Source organism: Sulfitobacter sp. 1A15106 (assembly GCF_043556995.1).
In the GTDB taxonomy this organism is placed as follows: Bacteria; Pseudomonadota; Alphaproteobacteria; order Rhodobacterales; family Rhodobacteraceae; genus Sulfitobacter; species Sulfitobacter faviae.
Window position 1 is genome coordinate 175422 of the sequence record NZ_JBIFFM010000001.1, and the last position, 22306, is coordinate 197727.

Here is a 22306-nt window from a genome sequence, read left to right on the forward strand (position 1 = left end):
GCGGTAAACCCAACCAGACGTTATGTGCAGAAACTCGCCGAATTATGGTATAAATTGGGCTGGAGCCCGCCGCCCCTACCCGATCTTGTGGGCAATGGCGAGCTGGGCTGCGGCCAAACGTGCAACTGGCACGCGAAATGGCGAACAGGAAACATAATCGAACCCCGATTCGCGGCAAAAGGCGATGGATTCGGGGTTGCCGCCATGCTCCCCACAAATGGAAAGGGTGATTCCGGGCTGCGCCTTGCGCCCTCTTTCCGCCCCGAGTTGCAACAATTCGCCGACCCCATCGGTGTCGAGCACATGGAAGGGATCCTCTGGATAGACCCCCTGTTGGACGTAGTTCGACATGAAGCGGCCCGCATCATCGCGCGAGAGTCCGTAGGTCATCTGCGTCAGGTCGTTGGTCCCGAAGCTGAGGAAGGCGCAATGCGGCGCGATATCATCGGCGCGCAGACAGGCGCGCGGGGTCTCCACCATGACCCCAAGGCGGTAGGTAAAGCTCGCGTCACGCTCACTGCGCACGGCGGCGGCCACGGCATCAACGCTGGCTTTGACCAGTTCCACCTCGCGCCGGGCGCTGACCAGCGGGATCATAATCTCGGGCACCACCGGCTCGCCATCGCGGCTGGCCTCGATCGTGGCCTCGAAAATGGCGCGGGCCTGCATCTCATAGATCTCGGGCACCGTGACCCCGAGCCGCACGCCGCGCAGGCCCAGCATCGGGTTATACTCCGTCATCGCCGCAACACGCCGCGTCACGTCGGACATCTGAAGGCCAAGCGCCTCGGCCAATTCGCGCTGCCCGGCTTTGTCGGAAGGCAGGAACTCATGCAGCGGCGGGTCGAACAGACGGATGCAGACCGGCTGGCCCTGCATGATACGGAAAAGCTGGGTAAAATCCTCGCGCTGCATGGGCAGCAGGCGTTCCAGCACCGCGCGGCGGTCCTCCCCGCTTTCGGCAAAGATCATCTCGCGCATCACGGTCAGGCGGCCCGGCTCGAAGAACATATGCTCGGTCCGGCACAGGCCGATGCCGTGGGCGTTGAAGTTGCGCGCGGTCTGCGCATCGGTCGGCGTGTCGGCATTGGCGCGAATGCCGATATCGGCCACATCCTCGGCCCAGCCCATCAGGCGGTTGAAGGTATCGTCAAGCGCGGCCTCCTGCATCTTGGCCGCCCCCGCCAGCACCTGCCCGGTTGAGCCATCGACGGTAACTTGATCGCCTTCGACAAAGACCCGCCCGTCGGGTGCGATGATCTGCCGTTGGGTCACCACAAAGCGCATGTTCGAGGCACCAACCACGCAAGGCAGCCCCATGCCGCGCCCGATCACCGCCGCGTGGCTGGTGATGCCGCCGCGTTCGGTCAGCACGGCGGCGGCGGCATGCATGCCCCGAATATCCTCGGGCGACGTCTCACGCCGGACGAGGATGCAAGGCTCCCCGCGCGCGGCGCTGGCCTGCGCGTCGCTGGCGGAAAAGACGATCCGCCCCGTGGCCGCGCCGGGGCTGGCGGCGATGCCGCGGCCGATCACATCGCGCTTGGCGCTTGGGTCGACTTGACGGTGGAGCAGTTCCGACAGCGTGCGCGGTTGCACCCGCATGAGTGCTTCCTCGCGGCTGATGATCCCCTCATCGGCCAGCGCCACGACGATCCGCACCGCCGCACGGGAGGACCGCGCGACCTTCACACCGTCCAAGATATGCAGCTTGCCCTGATCGATCACGAACTCGACCTGCATCTCGGCGCGCAGCCTCTTGCGCATCAGCGCCGCGTGGTCCTTCAATTCGGCAAAGGCTTCGGGCACCAATTCTTCAAGCGATGGCCCGCGCGGATCGCGGGTGAGATACATCGCCGCCGCATCGCCTTCGAGCGCATCGCGCCCTTGGCTCTGGCTCAGATAGCGCCCGGTGATCTGCGGCAGGCCGGTGTCGCTGTCGACCAGTTGCAACACGCCCGAGCCGCATTGCCCCTGCCCCACGCCAAAGGCCATCTCTTGCACCACCAGCCCCAGCCCCGCATCCGCAGGCGCGCCCTTGGCCTGCCGCAGCAGCCGCGCCGAGGTGCCGTTCCACGCCCGCGCCATGGAGCGCAGCACGGCGGCCAGTTGCGTTGCCGGGTCTTGGGGGAAACGCTCTTCGGTCTCGGCCTCATAGGCGCGGAGGGACTCCATCAGCGCCGCGCGGCCATCGCCGTTCACATCGTCGAACATATCCGGATCAAGACGCGCGACATTGACCGCGTAGGACTGCACGAAACGCGAATAAAGCGCCGCCGCTGGCCCTTCGCCAATGGTGCCCGCGTAGCTTTCGAAGAGTGCGTCGTTAATCCCGATGTTCAACACCGCCCCCGGCCCGCCCCAATCGGGGTCTTGGCTGGAGGGCCGCACGCAAAGCAGCGCACCCTTCGGGAACTGATCGACCACCGCCTGCACGTCGGGCATCTGCCCCCGCGCGATCTGCTGCACCGCGTCAAAGGACAGCGCGATGGTGCGCGGCACCGGCAGGTCGAGGCGCACGAGACGTTGCAAACATTTGGCCCGCCCGCCGTGGGTGGTATTGGCAATCGGCGCGGTGGGGGTCACCAGCGTGGTATGGGGATCGTTCTGCACTGCGGCACCTTAATCGTTCCGGTGCAGCATAGGGGTTGAGGCAGAAGGGGCAAGTAATCTCGCCCCCTCAGCGGTCAGCCGTCCAGTTTGGTCAAATCCGCCACGGCGCTACAGATCGTGCGGATGCGGCTCAGCAGATTAAGACGGTTCCGCCGCACCGTGGGGTTCTCGGCGTTGACCTGCACCGCCTCAAAGAAGGCATCGATCGGCCCGCGCAATTCGGACATGGCCGCCATCGCAGTCGAGAAATCATGCGCCGCCATTGCCGGGGTGATCTTGGCCTCGGCCTTGTCGAGTGCGGCGAAGAGGTCTTTCTCGGCCTCCGTCTCGGCAAACTTCGGATCGGCGCCAAAGGAGTATTCCACGCCGTCGGCCTCTTCGGCTTGGCTAAGGATGTTGTTGGCGCGTTTGAAGCCTTGGATCAGGTTTTCGCCATCGTCGGTTTTCAGCGTCTCTGACAGGGCGCGGGCGCGTTTGACCAAAAGGGTGAGGTCGTCGCTGCCGTCCATGGCGATGCAGGCGTCGATGACGTCGTGACGGATGCCTTGGTCGCGCAGGTAGACTTTCAGGCGGTCGTGGATGAAGCCCAGAATGTCGGCAGTGTCAGCCCGGCCCGCGTCACGGTCGCCGACGATCTCGGCGCTTTGGCCCAGTACGTCGTTCAGTGTCAGCGACACATCATTCTCAACCAAAATCCGAATAACGCCCAAGGCCGCACGGCGCAGCGCAAAGGGGTCCTTGCTGCCGGTCGGCTTCTCGTCGATGGCCCAGAAGCCGGTGAGCTTATCGATCTTCTCGGCCAGTGCCACGGCGATGGAGACAGGCGCCGTCGGCACGTCATCGGACGGCCCCAGCGGCGCATAGTGATCCTTCGCGGCGTCCGCGACGGCATCCGACATCCCCGCCTTGCGTGCGTAATAGCTGCCCATCAGGCCCTGCAACTCGGGGAATTCATAGACCATCTCGGAGCTGAGGTCGGCCTTAGCGACGCGGGCGGCCTTCTCGGCCTCATCGGCATCTGCTCCGACCAGCGGCGCCAATTCGCGCGAGAGGGTCGCCATGCGGTCGATCAACTCGGCCTGCGTGCCGAGCTTGTTGTGGAAGGTCACGTTTTCCAACGCCTTGACCCAAGTCTCCATGCCCGCGCCGGTGGTGACGCTGCGCAAGTCGTTGTCCCAGAAGAACTTGGCATCCGACAGCCGCGCGCCCAGCACCTTTTCGTTGCCCGCAAGGATCGTCGCGCCCTCGTCGGCGGTGGTGCGGTTGGCGACGGTGACGAACCGCTCGATCTGCCCCGACTTCGGATTGCGGACCGAGAAGAACTTCTGATGCTCTTTCATAGAGGTTTGCAGCACCTCCGGCGGCAGGCCGAGGAAATCCTCGCCGATGCGGCCCATCAGCACGACGGGGTATTCCACGAGGCCCGCGACTTCGGCCAGAAGCCCTGCGTCCTCAACCACTTCCAGCCCGGCGGCGAAGGCGAGATTGGTGGCGTCATGCCAGATCGTGTCGGCCCGCGCGGCGGGGTCGAGCACGACGAAGGCGCGGCTGAGCTTGTCCTGATAATCCTCGAAGCCCGCGACCTCGATCTCGTCGGGGGCGAGGAAACGGTGCCCGCGCGTGGTGTTCCCAGCGGTGATGCCGTCGATGGTCAGCGGCACCACCTCGGCCCCTGCCTCATCACTGATGACGCAGAGGATGGAATGGAGCGGGCGAACCCATTTCAGGCTTCCACTGCCCCACCGCATCGACTTGGGCCAAGGGAAGTTGCGGATGGTCTGCTCCAGCACCTCGGCCACGATCTCGGCGGCGGGGCGGCCCGGTTTCTCGATCTTGGCGAAGAACACCTTGCCCTTGGGCGTGTCGCGCTCCTCAAGCCGGTCGCGCGTCAGACCCGCGCCGCGCAAAAAGCCTTCGATGGCTTTCTCGGGCGCGTCCGCCTTGGGGCCCTTGCGCTCTTCAACCTGCCGGGGGCTGGCGGCAAGCATGTCGCCAAGTGCCAGCGTGAGGCGGCGCGGGGTGGTGAAGACGGCAGCGGAGCCATAGGTCAAACCGGCCTCGACCAGACCGTTGGTCACCAGCTTTTGCAGGTCTTCGCCCGCGCGTTTCTGCATCCGCGCGGGAATTTCTTCGGAAAAAAGTTCAATCAGCAGATCTGGCACGGGCGGCCCCCAATTCTTGCCGCGACGGCGGCGTCTCATCGGGGGCTTGGATAACGAGTGCTAGGCGGAGGGTCTAGCCCCCCGCCCCGCGTTTAATCCAACAAGGTGCGGATATCCGGGTCGGAGAATTTCGGCACCACGCGGTAGCCCGCTTCGACAAAGTTATAGACCGCGAAACCGATCAGCCCCAGCCCGGCCCCGCCCAGAAGGAAGCGCCCAAAGGCCATGCCGCGCAGGTCTTGCAACGCCTCGCCCAGACCGCCCGCCTGTTCGGGATTGGCCGTAAGCGCCGCATAGCCCAGCGAAAAGGCGACGAGCGCGAGAATGCCGCCATAGATGACAAGGCCGATTTTCACGATGGGGTCGATGCTTTCGGTGAAATGGGTGCGCGCCAGATGGCCCTTATACTTACCACTCAGCCCTTTGTAGGCGTAGTAAATCCCCGCGCCCAGCAGGATCAGCGCCCCCGCGGCCACAATATAGCGCCCGGCGGGCATGGCCATCAGCTTTTGCGTCCAGTCCTGCGCGGAACTGCCGCCGGAGTTCTTGCCGCTCAGCGCCAGAGCGAGAACCGAGACGCCGATACCGCCGTGGATCAGCCCGGTCGTGATCTGCCCCAGCCGCGCGATCAGCCCTTTGGCGTCGGTCCCGTGGTTTTCGACATCTTTCACGCCCGCGGCCACACGCCAGACCAGATAGGCAAGCAGCCCGATGCCGATGGCAAATAGCGCGGGGATGCCATAGGGCTCATCCCGCAGCGCCGCGAGGGCGTCTTTCGTACCCGAGGCTTGGGTGCGTTTCAGGGCGGCCAAAAGCGCCAGCCCCCCGATGATCGTATAGATCACCCCGCGCGCGCCGTAGCCTGCGCGCATCACCCATTTCAGCCCCTCATGTGTTTTCTCTGACATTTTCGCCCCCGTTCTATGTGGGGACAAGCGTTCGGCAGCGTCAAAAGGTTCCGCCGAAAGGGGCCGCGCGGGGCGATAAGATCAGTCGGCGGGGCGTTCCGGGCAGGCCTCGCCCACCACGGTGCCGTCATAGGACTTCTCACCACAGTCGTTCAGCTCATGCCAGATATAGCCACGGCCATCATCGGTCAGCGCCACGATCCGGTCGACGCCGTAGTGCACGTTTTTGCCGCCGAGGAAGGTCAGCGCGCTGCCCGCCTCGATCTCAGCCGCGATGGCGGGGGCGTCGAAACAATCGAACCAGCCCGGCGCGTTGCGCGGATCGGTATGGTCGGTCATCTCATAGGTCTCGGTCGCCATGGCGAGACTGATGTCATGCTCGAAACAGGCGCGAAACCGGATCGGGGAACTGTCGGCGTCGATGGCCTGTAGGTTCTTCGCCGCGATCTCCTCCGGCTCCTCCGTCGTCAGAGAGACGAGTTCAACCTTGGCCTCGGGCACATCGTGGTAAAAGCCGTAGATCTGAAGGTAATAGAGCGCCGCACCGGCGATCACTGCGGAGACGAGGATCACGATGCCAACAATCTTGCCGCTCATGCCGCGCTGTCCGCCTCGGGCGTCCAGCCGCCCGCACGGGTTTGCACGAAGGCATCCGCGCATTGCTTGGCCAGCGCCCGCACCCGCCCGATATAGGCCTGCCGCTCGGTGACCGAGATCACGCCGCGCGCATCCAGCAGGTTGAAGATATGGCTCGCCTTGATGCATTGGTCATAGGCCGGATGCGCCATGACGATGCGCTTGCCGGTCTTGGGGTCTTCGGCGGGCTGTTCGAGGATGAATTTGCAATGCGCCTCAGCCTCATTGAACTGATCGAGCAGCACCTCGGTGTTGGCCGTATCGAAGTTCCAGCGCGCGAACTCCTCTTCGGTCTGTTTGAACACATCGCCGTAGGTCAGCGGGATCGGCGCGTCGGGGCTGTTGAAGGGCATGTCCATGACGTGGTCGACACCCAGCACATACATCGCCAGACGCTCCAGCCCGTAGGTCAGCTCGCCCGAGACGGGGTGGCAGTCATGGCCGCCGACCTGCTGGAAATAGGTGAACTGCGAGACTTCCATGCCGTCGCACCAAACCTCCCAACCCAGCCCCCAAGCGCCGAGCGTCGGGCTTTCCCAATCGTCCTCAACAAAGCGGATGTCGTGCAGCGCCATGTCGATGCCGATGGCTTCGAGCGAGCCGAGGTACAGCTCCTGCAGATTGGGGGGGCTGGGTTTGATCAGCACCTGATACTGGTAGTAATGCTGCAAACGGTTCGGGTTCTCACCATAGCGCCCATCGGTCGGGCGGCGCGAGGGCTGAACATAGGCCGCGGCCCATGGTTGCGTGCCAAGGCTGCGCAGCGTGGTGGCCGGGTGAAAGGTGCCCGCGCCCACTTCCATGTCATAGGGTTGCAGCACCGCGCAGCCCTGCCGCGCCCAATAGCTCTGCAAAGCAAGGATGATCTCTTGGAAAGAGCGTGGTTTCTGCGCTGCGTCAGACATGGTGATTGCCCCTTAATGATGCGCGCCTTTCCTACGTCTGCAAACCATGGGGGTCAATCACAGCTTTATCAGAATTTCGCCCCCTTTGGCATGGCATTCGCGCTGCTTTCCGGCGTAATCTGGCTCGGATTTGGTTTTGCGAGAGTTGAGTGACGATGAAGCGAATTCTACGTGCCCCCGTGGCGATCTTCTTGGCCCTGAGCCTGACCTGGGCTGGCCTTGCGCGGGCGCAATCGGCAGAGGATGTCGTTTGGGTTCAGATCGAGGCGCAGCCGTCCTTGGCCGAAGCCACGGACCGGGCGCGCGCCTATGAGACCCTGTTGGATGACGTGAATGGCTTTGCCTTGGGCGGCGGTTGGTACGGTATCGCCGTGGGCCCCTACCGGCGCGAGGATGCGGAACTGGTGCTGCGCAGCTATGTGCGCGACGGTCTGGTGCCGCGCGACAGCTTCATCCAGCAATCCAGCCGGTTCCAGCAGCAGTTCTGGCCCGTGGGTGACAACGTTCTGGAAACCGGCGTGATCGACGCCCCCGTGGGCGTGGATGGCATTGCGCCAGAGGAAGCCGCCGCAGGCAGCACCACCCCCGATGTCACGACAACCCCGCTTGATCCCGCAGGGACGGAGGGTGAAACCGAAGCCGCAGAGGCCGAGACCGCCCCGGCCCCCACGCCGCCGGAACCGGATGAAACCCCAGCAGAGGCGCGCCGCTCGGAACGCGCCCTTTCGGCGCAGGAGCGCAAAGACCTGCAAATCGCCCTGCAATGGGCGGGTTTTTACGATGCCGCGATTGACGGTGCCTTTGGCCGTGGCACCCGTGCCTCCATGCGCGCGTGGCAAGGCGCCAACAGCTATGAGCAGACCGGTGTGCTGACCACGCGCCAGCGCGCCGCGCTGATGGCGCAGTATAACGCCGTGCTCGACGGGCTGGGGCTGCAACTGGTGCGCGACGAAAAGGCCGGGATCGAGATCATGATGCCCACCGCCGAGGTCGACTTCGCCCGCTACGAGCCGCCCTTTGCCCATTACGACAGCAGTGGCAACATCGGCGCGCGGGTCTTGTTGATCAGCCAGCCGGGCAATCAAGATACGCTCTATGGCCTTTATGACATCATGCAAACGCTTGAGATCGTCCCCTTGGATGGCCCGCGCGAGCGCAAGCGCAATTCCTTTGAACTGATCGGCGAGAACGGCAGCATCATCAGCCAGACGCAGGTCTCGCTGGAGAACGGTCAGATCAAGGGCTTCACGCTAATCTGGCCCGCCGGGGACGAAGACCGCCGCCGCCGCGTGGTGGCCGAGATGTCGAAAAGCCTCACGCGCCTGCCCGGCGTGCTCGACGCCGGCGCAGGCAACAGCGACGCGCAGGCGATTGATCTGGTCGCCGGTCTGCAAATCCGCCAGCCCAAGATCGCCCGCAGCGGCTTTTTCATCGATGGCAATGGCGCAGTGGTCACCACCAGCGAAGTCGTGGCCTCTTGCGGGCGGGTGACGCTGGACGCCGATACCGATGCCACGGTGGTCGCCACCGATGAGGCGCGCGGCCTTGCCCTGCTCAAGCCCGAAAGCCGCCTCGCCCCGCTGGCGGTGGCCGAGTTCAGCAACGCGGCCCCGCGCCTGCAATCGGAAATCTCCGTCGCGGGCTACTCCTACGAGGGCGTGCTGAGTGCCGCGACACTGACCTTTGGCGCGCTGTCGGACCTCAAGGGGCTGAACGGGGATGAGACCCTCAAGCGCCTCTCGGTCAAAGCCCAGCCCGGCGATGCCGGGGGTCCGGTATTCGACGAGAATGGCCATGTTGTGGGCATGTTGCTGCCCCAGACGGAAGCGGACCGCAAACTGCCCGAAGACGTTAGCTTTGCCCTTGATGGCGATGTGATCCTAAAGGCAGCGCAGGATGCCGGGTTGGGCAGCAAACAGGCGCAGGGGGCCACAGGCCCGATCGCGCCGCGCGACCTGACGCTGCGCGCGCAGGGCATGACCGTCTTGGTCAGCTGCTGGGAATAACGCGGGGGGCTCAGCCCCTAGCGACAAAGACAAAGGGCGGTGCCATCAGCGCCGCCCTTTTACGTTTCAAGCGCGCCAGAACTTGGCGGTGAACATGACGTAGACCGCCATCAGCTCCAGCCGCCCGATCCACATGGCGATGATCAAAATCCACTTCGCCGTGTCGTTGAGGCTGCTGAAGTTCCCCGCCGGGCCGATGATCTCTCCCAAGCCCGGGCCGATGTTCGCCAGCGCCGCCGCCGCCCCCGAAACCGAGGTGACGAAATCCAACCCCGTCAGGCTCAGCGCGACCGAGATCAGGCCAAGCGATACGACGAAGAACATAAAAAAGGACATCACCGAGCTTAGCACGTCCGCCCCCACCGGGCGGCCATCGTAGCGCGGGGTAAAGACACCGTGGGGTGAACGGATCCGCCGCAGCTGCGCGCGGATCGACGCAAAGAGCAGTTGATAGCGGAAGATTTTGATCGAACAGGTGGTCGAGCCCGCGCAGCCGCCGATCAGACCGATGAAAAAGAACAGCGCCACGGCAAAGCTGCCCCATTGCATATAGTCCGCCGAGGCATAGCCGGTGCCCGAAATGATCGAGGTGATGTTGAACAGCGCTTCGCGCAAGACCCGCTCGGATTCATAGGTCGTGCCGCTGCGCAGAACGAAAAAGACGATCACCACCAGAAAGGTCATCGTCATGAAAAAGCCGCGCACCTGCGGGTCGCGGTGCAGGGCCACGGGGTTGCCGTTGATCAGCTGCACATAGCGTACGAAGGGCAGCGCGGAGAGGATCATGAAAATCACGGCGACATATTCGGCGGGGCCGGAAAAGGTGCTGAAGGAGGCGTCGTAGTTAGAAAACCCACCTGTTGAGACCGTGGTCAGCGCATGCACGGTCGCGTCAAAGGTAGACATCCCAAGGGCCAGATAGCTCAGCATGCAGGCCAGCGTGAGCCAGAGGTAGATCACCGAAATCTGCGTCGCGATCTGCCCCGCGCGGGGTAGGATTTTCCCGAAAGTGTCGAAGGATTCGGATTTGAAGATCTGCATACCACCGACCCGCAGCTCGGGCAGAAAGACCATGGCGACAACGACGATACCGATGCCGCCCAGCCATTGCAGGATCCCACGCCAGATCAGCAGACCTTTGGGCAGGTCTTCCAACCCGGTCAGCACCGTGGCCCCGGTGGTCGTCAGCCCCGACATCGCCTCGAACATCGCGTCGGTCACGCTGGCCTCGGTCGCGCCCAGCACGAAAGGCAAAGCCCCGAAGAGCGGCAGCATCAGCCAGACGCCGGTGGTCAGCATGAATGTCTGTTGAATGGTGAGCCCTTCACGGACTCCATTGGCGCTGGCGAGGGCGATCATACCGCCACCCAGCGTCGTGATCAGCGCGCTTTCGACGAAGACCCACCACTGGCCCCGGCCTTCGGCCAAATCGACCAGGATCGGGATGATCATGGCAAGGCCAAGCACGGCCACCAAAAGGCCCACGACATATCCGACAGGTCGTATATCCAACATGCGCGCAGCGTTGGCTTGGCCGCTCGTCGCTGTCAAGCCGAGACGGGACCGGGGCGCGATTTGGCCCCGGTCCGTGTCGTCTTAGATGTAGTAGAGGTCTTTGAAAACGTGGTGAACGATGTCGTCACGTTTGATGCCCATGGCGGCCAGTTCTTCGTCGCTTTTCGCTTGCAGGCCTTGGACCTGCTCAAAACGGCGTTGGGCGGTGGAGCCCATCATGATGCCATGGCCGATCCCCGCGAAAAAGCGGCGCAGACCGGCGCCGGCGCGCCGCAGCCCTTCGAGGGGAGAGACGGAGTGGGCGGGGTGAGCAGTGCTCTGGTAGGTCATCTGATTGCCTTTGCAATTTCCAGTATTTCGATGACCGTTAGATAGGCAATGCTGCGCCGCAGCAGAACCGACGTTTTCGCATAGCCGATGGTCGGGACTTGCAGGGCTGACAGGGCGACATTCGCCTTTTCCGCGCTAAGACGGGCGGAATGCCCCGCAAAGGGGCGCGGCGCGGGCTGCGAACAACCAATGCGCGATTGCCGCGCCGTGCGGGGTCAGCCGACGTGGAAGAGGGTGTTGAAAAGCTTAGGGTCGATGCTCTGCGCGGCAAAGGTCTCACCTTGGGTCAGCACGCTGATCGCATCGTGGCTGTGCAGGCTTTCTTGATGGCTGGCGACGATGCGGAAATCGCCCACCCGGCCATCGGCCAAAAGCTGTTCACAAAACAGCCGCGCGGCATCTTCGACAAAGATCGGATTGGCGGCGTTAAGTTCGGCAAAAGCCTGTTCGTCTTCGCGTTTGACCATGACTTGCGTCTCGGTCGGCACGGCGCGGCGGCAAATCTCGATCAGGTCTTCGAACCACAGGCAATCGCCCTCGTCCCGCGTCTCGACCGATATCCGCGCGACGGAGCGTTGCGAATGCGGCGTCGCCAATTGCCCGCGGGTCTGGCGCGCGTGTTCGCTCAATTCCAGCGAACAGGGGCAGGTGCTGGAATAGACATAGTCGAGATGCACGATCTTCTTGCGCTCGCCGTTCTGTTCAACCAACTCCAGCGCGATGTCGTAATACTGATAGCCGGTGAGGCCCGAGCGCAGGCTGCCGATCTTCATTGGGAAGGAAAAGCGCATCTGAATTCGCGCATCCAAGCTCTCCAGATCGGCCTTGTAATCGTCCAGCGCCGCTTCGATCACCTCGAAGCTAAAGGTCGCCTCGGCATGGCGGTAGAAACTGCGCATGATGCGGGACATGTTGATGCCCTTCTTCTCCGCATCGAGCGAGACCGTGCCGGTGACCGAGGTCTCAAGCCGCAGATCCCCGCCCTCGCGGCTGCGATAGCGGATCGGCAGGCGAAAGTTCGAGATACCGACATGCTGGATCAACTGCTGTGCGCCGCGGATCAGGCTGGAGGGGCCGTTTTGCAGATCCGGCAGGCTGGCGCGGTAATTGTCGCCCGCGGTGAAATCTTCGGGATAGGCGCGGCTAAGGGCGGGATATTCGGCGGGGGCCAGCATCCGGGCCATGGCCGGGTCCAGCGCCGCAATCTCGGCCGGGGTGGCCGTTTCGGCCCAAGCGCGCAGCGTGGCGAGCGCGGATTGCGCCGCCTCCCGGTCCGGTGTCTCGGACATTTCAGTCACGATGTTCATTGCGCGGCCCTCCAGTCTGTCGCTCTCAATGTATGATGCGCGGGGCCAAAATGCCACCGCGCCCGCGACACATCAGGTCAGGCTTGCGCCGCCGTATCCAAGGCTTGCAGCAGATCGGCCTTGAGATCGCCGCTATATTCCAGCCCCACGCTGATCCGCACCAGCCCCGGCGTGATGCCCAAGAGGTCTTTGGTGTCCTGCGGCAGACGCTGGTGAGTGGTGGTGGCCGGATGGGTGACGATGGTCTTGGCGTCGCCAAGGTTGTTTGAGATCACCCCCACCTGCAACGCATTCAGGAAAGCGAAAGCCGCCGCCTTGCCGCCCTTGAGGTCAATGGACAGCACCGTGCCCCCTGCCCCCATCTGGCGCATCGCCAGTGCGTTCTGCGCATGGCCCCCAAGGCCCGGGTAAAGCACCCGCGCCAATGCCGCGTGACCGTCCAACGCCTCGGCCAATTCCAGTGCGCTGGCCGCCTGCGCCCGCACCCGCAGGTCGATGGTTTCCAACCCTTTGAGCATGATCCATGCGGTGAAGGGGCTCATCGAGCCGCCGGTATGTTTCATGTAAGGCTCAAGCGTGCCGCGGATGAACTCGCGGCTGCCCAGCACCACACCGCCAAGCGCACGGCCCTGCCCATCGATATGTTTGGTCGCGGAATAGACGACCACATCCGCGCCCTGCGAGATCGCGCGCGAAAAGACCGGCGTGGCAAAGACATTGTCGACCACCACCAGCGCGCCCTTGGCATGGGCCAGCCGGGCGACGGATTCGATGTCGATCACCTCAAGCGTGGGGTTGGCGACGGATTCGAAGAAGACCGCGCGGGTGTCCTCGCGGATCGCGGCCTCCCAAGCAGAGAGGTCGCTGCCGTCGACGAAAGTGACCTCTACCCCGTAGCGGCCAAGGATCTCTTCCAGCACATAGATACAAGACCCAAATAGCGCCCGGGCCGAGACGACATGATCGCCCGCCTTCAGCATCGAGATCAGCGCGCCCGAGACCGCCGCCATGCCGCTGGCGGTGGCAAAGGCATCTTCGGCCCCTTCCAAAGTGGCGATGCGGTCCTCGAACATGGCGACCGTGGGGTTGCCATAGCGGGCATAGATGAACTCATCCGGGCCGATCTCTTCGAAACGCGCCTCGGCCTGTTCGGCGCTGTCATAGACGAAACCTTGGGTCAGGTAGATCGCTTCGCTCACCTCGCCATATTGGCTGCGGCGGGTGCCTGCGTGGATCGCTTGGGTGCGCGCGTGACGGTCGTTGCTCATCTATCTCATCCTTCCGGCCCGACCTCGCGGGCATAAAAAAACCCCAGACGCGGCCAAGCGAAAGGGGTCTTTCATCCTGACCTTTTAGCGGCATGTTTAACGTGGCCCACAATCCGGTAACAAATCGCCACGCGGGGTGGATTACGCCGCGCGACGCTACAGGTCAACAGTTTCGCGCGGGACCTTCGTTAAATTTGGCCGGATCAGCCTTGGTCTTTCTTTTCGCCGTAGGCTTCGAACAGCTTGCCCTGCGCCATGAAGAAAACGAAAATCGCCGCCGTCAGGCCGAAGGTTTTAAAGTAAACCCAAGTGTCAGTCGAAAAGAACCGCCAGATCACCTCATTCGCCAGCGCCAGCCCAAAGAAGAAATACATCAGCCGTTTGGTCAGCAGCATCCAGCCCTCATCGCGCAGGGGCATCATCTCTTCCATGACGTATTTCAGATAGGACTGCCCGCGCAGCAGGCCGACGGCCAAAAGGCCGCCGAAGAGCACATAGATCAACGTCGGCTTCATCTTGAAGAAGCGGTCATCGTTCAGCCAGACCGACAACCCGCCAAAGATCACCACCAGCACCACGGTGGCGACCTGCATCCGGCTAAGCTTGCCCGTCAGCGCCCAAAGCGCGCCGGTCGAGAGTACCAGCAGCGGCACGAACATCGCGGTGACGACGATAAAGCCGTCATACTCCGTCCCGCCGAAAGTGTAGGTGTTATCCTTGAGCCATAGATAGGCCACGAGGAAGGCCAAGACCGGCCCGTATTCCAAGCCTGCCCGCAGCATTGGGTTGATCTCTCTTGGTTCTGACATGCCTGTTCCTTCAGCCGCCCATTTCAACAATCACCGCCCCGGCTGCGATCAGCGCCATCAGCGCGATGCGGCGCGGGCCGACGGTTTCTTTCAGCACCAGCACCCCGATCAGCGCGGCAAAGACGGTCGAGGTCTCGCGCAGCACTGCCGCCTCGCCCACCTTGTCGAGCCGCGTGGCCAGCATGACCGACCCAAAGCTCGCAAAAGCGATGATCCCGCCGATAAAGCCGCGCAGCATCAGCGGCGCCACCTCGGGTGGGTTCTCCATCGCGTGCCAGCGCCGCCATGCGATCACCGGCATCACCAACCCGTCGATCATGAAAAACCATGCGAGGAAGGTGAAAGGATCCGCCGTGGCGCGGATGCCGTATGCGTCATATGTGGTGTAAAGCGCCACGAACAAGCCCGTCAGCACCGCCAGCCCGAGCGCCGCGTGCAGCGTATCGCGCGCGGCGACCAAATTGCGCAGGTTATAAAGGGCAAGGCCGAAGATACCGCTGAGCAGCACCGCCACGCCAAGCCATTGCACCGCGTTAAACCGCTCCCCAAAGATCAGATAGGCGCCGACCACGGCAAAGAGCGGCCCCGTGCCGCGCACCACCGGGTAGACCACCGTATAGGCGCCCTTGGTATAGGCCCATGCCTGCAACAGCTTGTAGATCACATGGATCACGAAAGCGCCGAGGAAGATCACCCACATATGCGGTTCGGGCCAAGGCACGACGAACAGCGCAAAGGGCGCGGCCATCACGCCATAGGAGACATCAATCGCCCCGCGCGTGAGCCAAGGATCATGTCGCCCCTTTTGCAGGGCGCCGAAAACCGCGTGCAGGAAGGCTGCGGAAAGCGCCAGCCACAGGGCCGCGGTATGGCCCGCGGGGGTGCCTTCGATCGACAGGATCCAATCGGTCATCCCGGAACCACCACCGCGGCGAGAGGTTTATACCTCAAAGCCTTTATCACCAACGGAATTTCCATGTTTGAAAGCCTGATCGCGGATCTCACCAACAGTTTTTCGAAAGTGCCGGTTACCGTGGCCGCGGCGCGGCTGCTCATGGCGGCCTTTCTCGCGGGTATCGTCGGGTATGAACGCGAGCGGCGCGACAAGCCTGCGGGGCTGCGAACCCATATCATGGTGGCCATCGCCGCCTGTCTCTTCATTATCATCGGGCAAGAGCTTGGCAGTCTGGAGTTTGGCGATGGCGACCAAATGCGTTTCGATCCGTTGCGCCTCATCGAGGCGGTGACCGCAGGTGTCGCCTTCCTCGCGGCGGGGATCATTTTCACCTCGAACGGCGAGGTGCGCAATATTACCACCGGCGCGTCGATGTGGCTGGCCGGGGCCATCGGCCTGTCCTGCGGCGCGGGGCAAATCCTGCTGGCCTGTCTGACCGCAGGGGTCGTGGTGCTGGTTCTGACCGTTCTGCGCTGGATCGAGCGGAAGCTTGGCACCCATGACTGAACAGGGCCGCCACTTTCGGCGGCCAGTGTACCCTCAGCCATCCGTGCCCACCAAAGCGGCGGCGAATTCATCCGGGTCAAAGGGCGACAGATCGTCAATCTGCTCACCCACGCCCACGGCATGAATGGGCAGGCCAAAGCGATCCGCCAGCGCCACCAGCACGCCACCCTTGGCGGTGCCGTCAAGCTTGGTCATCACCAGACCGCTGACGTCGGAGATCTCTTGAAAGACTTTCACCTGATTGACCGCGTTCTGCCCTGTCGTCGCATCCAGCACCAATAGGGTGTTATGCGGCGCGGTCTCGTCCTTCTTGCGGATGACGCGGACGATCTTGGCCAATTCCTCCATCAGGTCGCCACGGTTTTGCAAACGGCCTGCGGTGTCGATCAACAGCAGGTCGGCCCCCTCTTCCTGCGCACGGCTCATGGCGTCAAAGGCAAGGCTCGCCGGGTCGCTGCCCTCGGGCGCGGTCAGCACGGGCACGTCGGCGCGTTCGCCCCAGACCTGCAATTGCTCGACCGCGGCGGCGCGGAACGTGTCACCGGCGGCGATCACGACCTTCTTGCCCGCCGCACGGAATTGCGAAGCCAATTTGCCAATGGTCGTCGTCTTGCCCGAGCCGTTCACGCCGACCACCAGCACCACTTGCGGGGTCTTGGCATAGAGCGGCAGGGGCCGAGCCACGGGCTCCATGATCCGGCTGACTTCGCTGGCGAGCAGTTGTTTGATCTCTGCCACCGAGAGTTTTTTGCCAAAGCGCCCTTCGGCCATGTTGGCGGTGACCCGCAGCGCCGTGTCGACGCCCATGTCGGCGCTGATCAGCAGCTCTTCGAGCTGTTCGAGCATCTCGTCATCCAGCGTCCGGCGCACCACGGGCTGTGCGGCGCCGCGCCCCATGAGACGGCCCAAAAGGCCCGGTTTGGCGGGGGCGGCCTCGGCTGGGGTTTCGTCCAGCGCCGGGGCGACGGGTGTCATCGCTTGGCGCAGGTCGGTCGCCGCGGGAACTTCCTCCGTGGCCGGGGCGGGCTCAGGATCAGCGACGGGTGGTTCCTGCGCGGGTGTGGGGTCCGGCTGGGGCTCAGTCGGTTCGGGCTGCGGTTCAGGCGCAGGCTGCGGCTCGGGCTCTGGGAGCGTCTCGGGTTCCGGGGCGGGTTCAGGCGCGGGGGTCGGCTCTTCCGCCTCCCGCTCTGCCGCCAACATTGGGCCGCTGTCCTCCTGCCTATCGGGCATCACATCAGAGGCCGCGCCGGGCTGGTCCATCACCGCATCCACGGGGCCCGCTTCGGCCTCCGCCTCCCCGCCATCGCTGACGATTGCCTCCAACCCCTCGTCGAGTTTGGACGAGGATTTGAACAAGCGGTCCTTGAGCTTCGTGAAGAAGGCCATCGGCGTCTCCCATGCAGTTTCGTCTTGATCTATAGGCTTGCCCGCGCAGATGGAAGGGCGCCCGGGCAGATCAAGCCCGCCGGGAGGGGGCGGGGTCAGATTTCATCGGGGAAATGCTGCATCACCAGCCGGATCGGGTTCGGCGCCGCCTGCCCCAGCCCGCAAATCGAAGCATCGACCATGGCGGTCGACAACTCTTCCAGCAGAGCTTGGTCCCATCGGTCCTCCTGCATCAGCTTCACCGCCTTTTCACAGCCAACCCGGCAGGGCGTGCATTGGCCACAGCTTTCATCCTCAAAAAACCGCAGCATGTTGATGGCGGCGGCCCGCGCGCTGTCGTGTTCCGACAGGACAACCACCGCCGCCGAGCCGATGAAAGACCCATGTGGTTGCAACGTGTCAAAGTCCAACGGCAGTTCCGCCATCGACGCGGGCAACAGGCCCGAGGACGGGCCACCCGGCTGATAGGCTTTGAACAGATGGCCCTCTGCCATGCCCCCCGCCGCGACGATGATATCGGTGATGGTCGAGCCTGCGGGCAGCAGATACATCCCCGGGCGCGCCACACGGCCCGAAACGGAATAGCTCCGCAGCCCCTTGCGGCCATTCTTTTCGACCCCGTTCAACACCTGCGGCCCCTCGCGGCAAATGCGGGCGATCCAATGCAGGGTCTCGACATTATGCACCAAGGTCGGGCGGCCAAGGACACCCACTTGCGCCACATAGGGCGGGCGGTGGCGCGGCAAGCCACGCTTGCCTTCGATGCTTTCGATCATGGCGCTTTCCTCGCCGCAGATATAGGCGCCCGCCCCACGCCGCAGATCGACATAGCCGGGCGCGATGAGGCCCGCGCCTTCCAGAGCGGCGATCTCACGGCGCAGGATCTCCAGCACCGCCGGGTATTCGTCGCGCATGTAGAGAAAGACCTTCTCCGCCTCCACCGCCCAAGCGGCGATCAACATGCCTTCGAGGAAGAGATGCGGCCTGCGTTCGAGATACCAGCGGTCCTTGAAGGTGCCCGGCTCGCCCTCATCGCCATTCACCGCCAGATAGCGCGGGCCGGGGTTGCCGCGCACGAAGCCCCATTTCTTGCCCGAGGGGAAACCCGCCCCGCCAAGACCGCGCAGCCCAGCCTGCAACAATTTCTCCTGCACCGCTTCCCAATCGCCCCCCTGACGCAGGTTCAACAGCGCGTCGTAACCCCCTGATGCCGCGTAGGTTTCGTAAGCCTCATAGTCAGGCAGCTGGGCATGGGTATCTCCGGCGCCAATTGCCGCGAGCACTTTCTCGGGCGTCGCGTGGTCGATATGGTTATGCCCCAGTTCCAGCACCGGCGCCGTGTCGCAGCGCCCCATGCAGGGCGCGCGCAGGACGCGCACTTCGGTCGGGTCCAGCCCCTCCTCCAACGCGGTTTTCAAGGCCTGCGCCCCGGCCAGCTCGCAAGACAGAGAATCGCAAACACGAATGGTCAGTGCGGGCGGCGGGGTCTCGCCTTCTTTCACCACGTCGAAATGGGCGTAGAAACTGGCGACCTCATAGACCTCGGCCATCGACAGGCGCATCTCTTCGGCCAAGGCGCGCAGATGCGCGGCCGACAGGTGGCCAAAGCGGTCTTGGATCAGATGCAGAAACTCGATCAGCAGATCGCGGGCGCGCGGGCGGTCGCCCAACAGCGCGCGGACCTCCTCCCACGCCGTATCCTGCAACTGCCGCCCCTTGGGGTGATGCCGCCCCTTGCCCTTGCCGGATTTCCAAACGCCCTTTCGCGGCTCCCCCGCCGCTGCCTTGCCGTGATCGTCCAGCGCCATGTCTCTCCCCCGCCTTGCTTTCCGCCTTGGTAACAAATCCAAAGCCCTAGGCGCGATCAAAAAGCGACAATCGCGCGGGTGTTTGCGTTGTGCGCGGCCCCTGCGGCGGGCAGAATACGGGGGCCGAGCCGGTTGGCCCGTGGTCGCAGGGGAAAACGCATGCTGTGGTATGTGATCGCAAGTCTGACACCGGCGGTGCTGATCGCCGCCGCCGCCGTCTGGGGCGGGGTCTGGGCCGTGCTGGCGCTGTTGTCGATCACAGTGCATGTGGCCTTTATGGACCGGTTGGGCCGCGCGCTGCACCTTTCCGATAGCTCAGGCCGCGCCCTGACGCTGACCTTGGCCGCCGCGCATTTCCTGCTGCTGCCGCTCGGGGTCTGGGCTATTGGCGCAGCCCCGCATCTTGAGGCGTTGGACCGCGCCCTGATCTTTGCCGCCCTTGGCCTGTTTCTGGGCCAGATCAGCAATTCCAACGCCCATGAGTTGATCCACGCCAGCCGCCGCCTGCCCCGGCGGATCGGCACGGCGATCTATATCTCGCTGCTGCACGGGCATCACGTCTCGGCCCATCTGCGGGTGCATCATCCCGCCGCCGCCACCCCGGCTGACCCCAACTCCGCACCCAGGGGCATGGGGTTCTGGCGGTTTCTGCTGAGCGCAAGCTGGGGGGAGTTTCGCGCCGGGTGGCAAGCCGACAGCGCGCAGCGGGCGCGCAAGAGGGGGGCGCAGGGGCTGCACCCTTACACGCTCTACCTCGGGGGTGCGGCGCTGGCGCTGCTCACGGCGCTGCTGCTGGGCGGCGTCGCCGGGTTGCTCGCCTATATCGAACTGGCGGCCTATGCGCAGATGCAACTGCTGCTGTCGGACTATGTGCAGCACTATGGGCTCCGGCGAGAGCAGCGCCCCGATGGCCGGTTTGAGCCGATGGGCCCGCAGCACAGTTGGAACGCGCCCAAATGGTACTCCGCCGCGATGATGCTGAACGCCCCGCGCCATTCGGACCACCACATGCGCCCCGCCCGCGCCTTCCCGGCGCTGGAAGTGACGCCAGAGATGCCGAAACTGCCCTATTCCCTGCCTGTGATGGCGGTGATCGCCCTTGTCCCCCCGCTTTGGCGGCGCGTGATGGACCGCCGCGTGGCCCGGTGGGGTCGCGGCTGATCCCACTGGCGCGGGGCGCGGGCTTCTGGCAGGCTCGTGGCATGAGACATGCCCTCGCCCTAATCTGCGCCTTCCTTCCGCTGCCTGCCTTGGCCGAGATGTCGGCGGCGGAGTTCGAAGCCTATACGGAAGGAAAAACGCTCTATTTCGGCCAGTCCGGCGCGCCCTATGGGGCGGAAATCTATCACGAGGACCGGCGCGTGCAGTGGTCCTTTCTCGACGGCCATTGCAAAGAGGGGCGCTGGTATGAGGCCGATGGGCTGATCTGCTTTGTCTATGAAGACGACCCCGCCCCGCAATGCTGGAGCTTTACCGAAAGCCCAACCGGGCTAGTCGCGCGGTTCGAGAATGACCCGACCGAAACCGCGCTTTATGAGGCGCTGGAAATGACCGAGCCGCTGCTGTGCCTTGGGCCGGAGGTCGGGGTCTAGGCCAGTTCAGCCCTCGCCTTTGACCGGCAGCCGACCATCGGCGAATTCGATCTCCAGATGCGCCGACTTCTTGGCGGCCTCCGCACTGGTCACCACGTCACCGTCGCCCCGCACCACGGCGAAACCACGGGCCAGCGTTTCGCGGTAGCCGAGCGTGCCGAGCGTGCGGCCCATCGCGTCGATCTGGCGGCGGCGGCGGTCCTGATCGGCGCGGCCTGCGCGCGCCAGCCGGGCCAGCACCTCTTTCAACCGTTGGTCTTGGCGCGACAGGTCACGGCGCAAAACCTCGGGGCGGAAGGTTTGCGTGCGGTCCATAAGCCGCTCCCGGCGGCGGAGGATCTGACGGTGCAGCACCTCGGGGTGGAACCGGTCAATCCGCGCGGCCAGCCGCTCGCGCTGTCCGGCCAGATTGCGTTGCCACGCCGGGTCGAGCCGCGCCGAGAGCCGCGCCAGACGTTGCCGATCCGCCTCCAACTGGCGGCGCAGGGTGCCGGGGCGCAGAGCGCCAGACATATCAGCCAGCTTGACGCGGCGGCCTTGGACGCCCGCAATCAGCGCGGGCCCTAGTTTTTCGCTTGCGCGGTCGAACCGCTGCCACGCACCTTCAGTCAAAGTCTCTGCCCGGGGCAAGGCCCGCGCCAGATCCCGCATCCGCTGGCTGCGACGGGTCAACCCTTGGCTCAGCGCCTGACGCATCCTTGCGCCCTGCCCCTCCAGCCATGCCGCCAGCTCATGCCGCACAGGCACGGCAAGCTCCGCCGCCGCCGTAGGCGTGGGCGCGCGCTTGTCCGAGACGAAGTCGATCAGCGTCGTGTCCGTCTCATGCCCCACGGCAGAGATCAGCGGAATGTCCGAAGCCGCCGCCGCGCGCGCGACGCTTTCCTCGTTAAAGCCCCAGAGGTCTTCGACCGAGCCACCGCCACGGGCCACGATGATCAACTCGGGCCGGGGCAACGCGCCACCGGGGGTGAGCCGGTTGAACCCTTGGATGGCGCGCACCACCTCGGGCGCGCATTTCGCGCCCTGAACGGCGACCGGCCAGACCAACACCTTGCGCGGGAAACGATCCCGCAGCCGGTGCAGAATGTCACGGATCACCGCCCCCGAGGGCGAGGTCACAACGCCGATGATCTCAGGCAGATAGGGCAGCGGGCGTTTGCGTTCGGGGGCGAACAGCCCCTCCGCCGCCAGCGCCGCCTTTCGTTTCTCCAACAGCGCCATCAGCGCGCCCATGCCCGCCGGTTTAATGTCCTCAATGACGATCTGATATTTCGACTGACCGCCAAATGTTGTGATGCGCCCGGTGGCGATGACCTCCATCCCCTCTTCGGGCTGAGTCTCAAGCCGCGCGGTCACGCCTTTCCAGATCACGCCCGAGATGACCGAGCGGTCATCCTTGAGGTCGAGATAGACATGCCCCGAGCGCGGGCGGCTGACGCGGCCCACTTCACCGCGAATCCGCACATGGCCGAACTCCCCCTCGATCACCCGTTTAATCGCGCCCGAAAGCTCGGTCACCGTGAATTCGGGGCTGTTGCCACCGGGGGCGGGGTCGTCGAACAGATCCATCTGGGCACCTTGTGTCTGTGGGCCCCCCAG

General features: G+C 64.3%; 18 protein-coding genes and 1 riboswitch. Of the genes, 4 read left to right on the forward strand and 14 right to left on the reverse strand.

Going from position 1 to position 22306, the window contains the following annotated elements; genetic code table 11:
* Positions 1-75: 75 nt before the first annotated feature.
* The 5 genes from ACGYKA_RS00850 to ACGYKA_RS00870 form a co-directional block, all read right to left on the reverse strand.
* The gene (locus ACGYKA_RS00850; RefSeq protein WP_394410128.1) at positions 76-2613 is read right to left on the reverse strand and encodes a putative PEP-binding protein; all 2538 of its coding nucleotides are present in this window, start codon (positions 2611-2613) and stop codon (positions 76-78) included.
* Between the two features lie 74 nt (positions 2614-2687).
* Complete coding sequence (gene glyS, locus ACGYKA_RS00855) at positions 2688-4775, reverse strand: glycine--tRNA ligase subunit beta (RefSeq protein WP_394410125.1); 2088 nt, start codon at positions 4773-4775, stop codon at positions 2688-2690.
* A 92-nt stretch (positions 4776-4867) separates the two neighbouring features.
* The gene (locus tag ACGYKA_RS00860) at positions 4868-5683 is read right to left on the reverse strand and encodes a DUF1206 domain-containing protein (protein ID WP_394410122.1); all 816 of its coding nucleotides are present in this window, start codon (positions 5681-5683) and stop codon (positions 4868-4870) included.
* A gap of 81 nt (positions 5684-5764) precedes the next feature.
* Entirely contained in the window at positions 5765-6280 is a 516-nt protein-coding gene (locus ACGYKA_RS00865) for a DUF6446 family protein (protein ID WP_394410119.1), read from the reverse strand.
* On the reverse strand, positions 6277-7224 hold the full coding sequence (locus ACGYKA_RS00870; RefSeq protein ID WP_209217886.1) for a glycine--tRNA ligase subunit alpha: 948 nt from the start codon (positions 7222-7224) through the stop codon (positions 6277-6279). The genes ACGYKA_RS00865 and ACGYKA_RS00870 overlap by 4 nt, the downstream gene beginning before the upstream one ends.
* A 155-nt stretch (positions 7225-7379) precedes the next feature.
* Here ACGYKA_RS00870 and ACGYKA_RS00875 point away from each other — a divergent pair, with 155 nt between their 5' ends.
* Positions 7380-9230, forward strand: a complete 1851-nt coding sequence (locus ACGYKA_RS00875; RefSeq protein ID WP_394410115.1) for a serine protease — start codon at positions 7380-7382, stop codon at positions 9228-9230.
* A gap of 66 nt (positions 9231-9296) precedes the next feature.
* Here the strand turns inward: ACGYKA_RS00875 and ACGYKA_RS00880 are convergent, their stop codons facing one another.
* The 6 genes from ACGYKA_RS00880 to ACGYKA_RS00905 form a co-directional block, all read right to left on the reverse strand.
* Positions 9297-10745: a TrkH family potassium uptake protein gene (locus ACGYKA_RS00880; protein ID WP_271687777.1), complete on the reverse strand. Its 1449-nt coding sequence runs from the start codon at positions 10743-10745 to the stop codon at positions 9297-9299.
* A gap of 81 nt (positions 10746-10826) precedes the next feature.
* A complete protein-coding gene (locus ACGYKA_RS00885; RefSeq protein WP_067262845.1) occupies positions 10827-11075 on the reverse strand; it encodes a hypothetical protein in 249 nt (82 codons plus the stop codon).
* Between the two features lie 215 nt (positions 11076-11290).
* Positions 11291-12382: a GTP cyclohydrolase FolE2 gene (gene folE2 / locus ACGYKA_RS00890; protein WP_271693344.1), complete on the reverse strand. Its 1092-nt coding sequence runs from the start codon at positions 12380-12382 to the stop codon at positions 11291-11293.
* A gap of 77 nt (positions 12383-12459) precedes the next feature.
* A complete protein-coding gene (gene metZ, locus ACGYKA_RS00895) occupies positions 12460-13650 on the reverse strand; it encodes an O-succinylhomoserine sulfhydrylase (protein WP_394410113.1) in 1191 nt (396 codons plus the stop codon).
* A gap of 64 nt (positions 13651-13714) precedes the next feature.
* A riboswitch (SAM riboswitch) is annotated at positions 13715-13791 on the reverse strand.
* Between the two features lie 62 nt (positions 13792-13853).
* Positions 13854-14459: an inner membrane-spanning protein YciB gene (locus ACGYKA_RS00900; protein ID WP_209217881.1), complete on the reverse strand. Its 606-nt coding sequence runs from the start codon at positions 14457-14459 to the stop codon at positions 13854-13856.
* 10 nt (positions 14460-14469) lie between these two features.
* Positions 14470-15372 carry a DMT family transporter gene (locus ACGYKA_RS00905; RefSeq protein ID WP_271693343.1) on the reverse strand — a complete coding sequence of 301 codons (903 nt, stop codon included), beginning with the start codon at positions 15370-15372 and terminating at the stop codon, positions 14470-14472.
* A 63-nt stretch (positions 15373-15435) separates the two neighbouring features.
* On the opposite strand from ACGYKA_RS00905, the gene ACGYKA_RS00910 reads away from it, so the two are divergent.
* Positions 15436-15921, forward strand: coding sequence for an MgtC/SapB family protein (locus tag ACGYKA_RS00910; RefSeq protein WP_271693342.1), 486 nt, complete (start codon positions 15436-15438; stop codon positions 15919-15921).
* Positions 15922-15954: 33 nt separating this feature from the next.
* Here the strand turns inward: ACGYKA_RS00910 and ftsY are convergent, their stop codons facing one another.
* Positions 15955-17307: a signal recognition particle-docking protein FtsY gene (gene ftsY / locus ACGYKA_RS00915; protein WP_394410110.1), complete on the reverse strand. Its 1353-nt coding sequence runs from the start codon at positions 17305-17307 to the stop codon at positions 15955-15957.
* Positions 17308-17402: 95 nt separating this feature from the next.
* Positions 17403-19115: an NAD(P)H-dependent oxidoreductase subunit E gene (locus ACGYKA_RS00920; RefSeq protein ID WP_394410107.1), complete on the reverse strand. Its 1713-nt coding sequence runs from the start codon at positions 19113-19115 to the stop codon at positions 17403-17405.
* Positions 19116-19274: 159 nt separating this feature from the next.
* Between ACGYKA_RS00920 and ACGYKA_RS00925 the strand changes: the two genes are divergently transcribed.
* Positions 19275-20276, forward strand: a complete 1002-nt coding sequence (locus ACGYKA_RS00925; RefSeq protein WP_394410105.1) for an alkane 1-monooxygenase — start codon at positions 19275-19277, stop codon at positions 20274-20276.
* A 41-nt stretch (positions 20277-20317) separates the two neighbouring features.
* On the forward strand, positions 20318-20707 hold the full coding sequence (locus ACGYKA_RS00930; protein WP_394410102.1) for a hypothetical protein: 390 nt from the start codon (positions 20318-20320) through the stop codon (positions 20705-20707).
* Positions 20708-20713: 6 nt separating this feature from the next.
* On the opposite strand, the gene xseA is transcribed toward ACGYKA_RS00930, so the two are convergent.
* A complete protein-coding gene (gene xseA / locus ACGYKA_RS00935; RefSeq protein WP_394410099.1) occupies positions 20714-22276 on the reverse strand; it encodes an exodeoxyribonuclease VII large subunit in 1563 nt (520 codons plus the stop codon).
* Positions 22277-22306: the final 30 nt, after the last annotated feature.

Coding starts and splice junctions, on each gene's coding strand:
- ftsY (WP_394410110.1), bottom strand. CDS start 17,307: ATGGCCTTCTTCACGAAGCTCAAGGACCGCTTGTTCAAATCCTCGTCC.
- ACGYKA_RS00925 (WP_394410105.1), top strand. CDS start 19,275: ATGCTGTGGTATGTGATCGCAAGTCTGACACCGGCGGTGCTGATCGCC.
- ACGYKA_RS00870 (WP_209217886.1), bottom strand. CDS start 7,224: ATGTCTGACGCAGCGCAGAAACCACGCTCTTTCCAAGAGATCATCCTT.
- ACGYKA_RS00930 (WP_394410102.1), top strand. CDS start 20,318: ATGAGACATGCCCTCGCCCTAATCTGCGCCTTCCTTCCGCTGCCTGCC.
- ACGYKA_RS00920 (WP_394410107.1), bottom strand. CDS start 19,115: ATGGCGCTGGACGATCACGGCAAGGCAGCGGCGGGGGAGCCGCGAAAG.
- ACGYKA_RS00875 (WP_394410115.1), top strand. CDS start 7,380: ATGAAGCGAATTCTACGTGCCCCCGTGGCGATCTTCTTGGCCCTGAGC.
- ACGYKA_RS00900 (WP_209217881.1), bottom strand. CDS start 14,459: ATGTCAGAACCAAGAGAGATCAACCCAATGCTGCGGGCAGGCTTGGAA.
- metZ (WP_394410113.1), bottom strand. CDS start 13,650: ATGAGCAACGACCGTCACGCGCGCACCCAAGCGATCCACGCAGGCACC.
- folE2 (WP_271693344.1), bottom strand. CDS start 12,382: ATGAACATCGTGACTGAAATGTCCGAGACACCGGACCGGGAGGCGGCG.
- xseA (WP_394410099.1), bottom strand. CDS start 22,276: ATGGATCTGTTCGACGACCCCGCCCCCGGTGGCAACAGCCCCGAATTC.
- ACGYKA_RS00865 (WP_394410119.1), bottom strand. CDS start 6,280: ATGAGCGGCAAGATTGTTGGCATCGTGATCCTCGTCTCCGCAGTGATC.
- ACGYKA_RS00885 (WP_067262845.1), bottom strand. CDS start 11,075: ATGACCTACCAGAGCACTGCTCACCCCGCCCACTCCGTCTCTCCCCTC.
- ACGYKA_RS00880 (WP_271687777.1), bottom strand. CDS start 10,745: ATGTTGGATATACGACCTGTCGGATATGTCGTGGGCCTTTTGGTGGCC.
- ACGYKA_RS00910 (WP_271693342.1), top strand. CDS start 15,436: ATGTTTGAAAGCCTGATCGCGGATCTCACCAACAGTTTTTCGAAAGTG.
- ACGYKA_RS00860 (WP_394410122.1), bottom strand. CDS start 5,683: ATGTCAGAGAAAACACATGAGGGGCTGAAATGGGTGATGCGCGCAGGC.
- ACGYKA_RS00905 (WP_271693343.1), bottom strand. CDS start 15,372: ATGACCGATTGGATCCTGTCGATCGAAGGCACCCCCGCGGGCCATACC.